The sequence below is a fragment of the Roseovarius halophilus (ex Wu et al. 2025) genome (assembly GCF_047086965.1).
The window spans coordinates 1-1,739 of the sequence record NZ_JBKOTX010000439.1 but is presented as its reverse complement, the minus strand read 5'-3'; the positions used below and the strand labels follow the sequence as shown (position 1 = coordinate 1,739).

The window sequence follows — 1,739 nt, the reverse complement described above, 5'->3', positions numbered from 1 at the left end:
GCCTTGGCACAGGCCCCCGGCACCGCGGCCGAGATCACGGCCCGGGTCTATACCGAGGTCCCCCCTGCCCTGTTGCCCGCCGCCGAGCGCAACGTGCTGGCCCATCTCATCGCCCTTTGCCGAAGCGGCCAGGCCCGCCACCAGGGCCCGCTGACGGCCCGCGCCCGATTTGCCGCCGCCGACAGACCCACCCCCCGGCGCGACGGGTCCGCCGGCGCGGTGTCAAAAAACTGAAACGCCCCTCTGGACGTCCCGGAAACCGATTGCTATAGGCCACATCGTGGTCCGGCGTAGCTCAGCGGTAGAGCAGTTGACTGTTAATCAATTGGTCGCAGGTTCGATCCCTGCCGCCGGAGCCAATTTTATCGGTTTGGGTCAATAAAATAAGAGTTTTTGGCAAAAGCTAAAGTCATACGGACCCACCTGCGGGCCATCCTGAAAACGGTAGGAGCGCGGGATCGGCCTGGTGATTTCTCAGGCGGCCGTAGGCTTAGTTAAACTGCCGTTCTAAGTGAAAGTGACGTCAGACCACGGCGCAGAGTGATTTCGCAACTTTTAAATGTCTTCCGCCCCGATGATCGGTAATAGGATCTTCTGCCACCACGCCAGTACTCGCTGACAAAGGTCGAACCCAACACACCAGCGATCGCTAGGGTCTTTGTCATCACCTAGTGTTCCCCGCCTGACGGAGGATTCCAAGCTGCTCGCCAATGTGTTATTGTGGGGGCATGAGACGTAATGACATCTGCCTTTACCTGAGCCCCGCTGACCGAGCCGAACTCCAATCCCTGGTCGTCGACCGGAACACCCCGCGCAAGTTCGTCTGGCGGGCGAAGATCGTGCTGGCGACGGCGGATGGTCACGGCACGGGCGAGATCATGCGGCGCGCGGACACGTCGAAGCCGACCGTCTGGCGCTGGCAGGAGCGATACCTCGACGAGGGCGTGGACGGCCTGAAGCGCGACAAGACCCGGCCGTCGCGGGTGCCGCCGCTGCCGCGGGAGACGCGCCTGAAGGTGATCGCGAAGACGGTGCAGGAGAGCCCGCCCAACGCGACCCATTGGAGCCGCTCGACCATGGCCGAGGCGGTGGGCATCTCGCCGTCGAGCGTGGGAAGGATATGGGCGGACGCAGGGCTGAAGCCGCACCAGACGCGCAGCTTCAAGGTCTCCAACGACCCGAAGTTCGAGGAGAAGGTCACCGAGATCGTCGGGCTTTACCTCGACCCGCCGGATCGCGCGGTGGTCCTGTGCGTGGATGAGAAGTCCCAGATCCAGGCACTGGACCGCACCCAGCCCGGTCTGCCGCTGAAGAAAGGCCGCGCCGCCACGATGACGCACGATTACAAACGCCACGGCACGACCACGCTGTTCGCTGCGCTCGACGTCAAATCCGGCAAGGTGATTGGCGACTGCATGCCGCGCCATCGGGCCAAGGAATTCCTGAAGTTCCTGCGCCGCATCGACCGGCATGTGCCGAAATCGCGCGAGGTGCATCTGGTGCTCGACAACTACGCCACCCACAAGACGCCCGAGGTGACGGCCTGGCTTTCGAAGCACCCGCGCTTCAAGCTCCACTTCACGCCCACCAGTGCGTCCTGGCTGAACATGGTCGAACGGTTCTTCGCCGAGATCACATCAAGGCGCATCCGGCGCGGTAGCTATTCCAGCGTCGATGATCTGGAAGCTGCGATCCATGACTATCTGGCGCACCACAACGAGACGCCGAAGCCCTTCAAA

The 1,739-nt window shown here is 62.9% G+C and carries 1 protein-coding gene, 1 tRNA gene and 1 pseudogene; all 3 read left to right on the top strand.

Features of this window, described 5'->3' with window-relative positions; all coding sequences use genetic code 11:
• Positions 1-234, top strand: a pseudogene (locus ACH107_RS32625) (hypothetical protein); the annotation flags it as partial.
• Positions 235-284: 50 nt separating this feature from the next.
• Positions 285-359: transfer RNA gene (locus ACH107_RS32620), tRNA-Asn, on the top strand.
• Positions 360-728: 369 nt separating this feature from the next.
• Positions 729-1,739, top strand: a 1,011-nt coding sequence (locus ACH107_RS32615) for an IS630 family transposase (RefSeq protein WP_412509746.1), incomplete at its 3' end; no start/stop codon positions are given.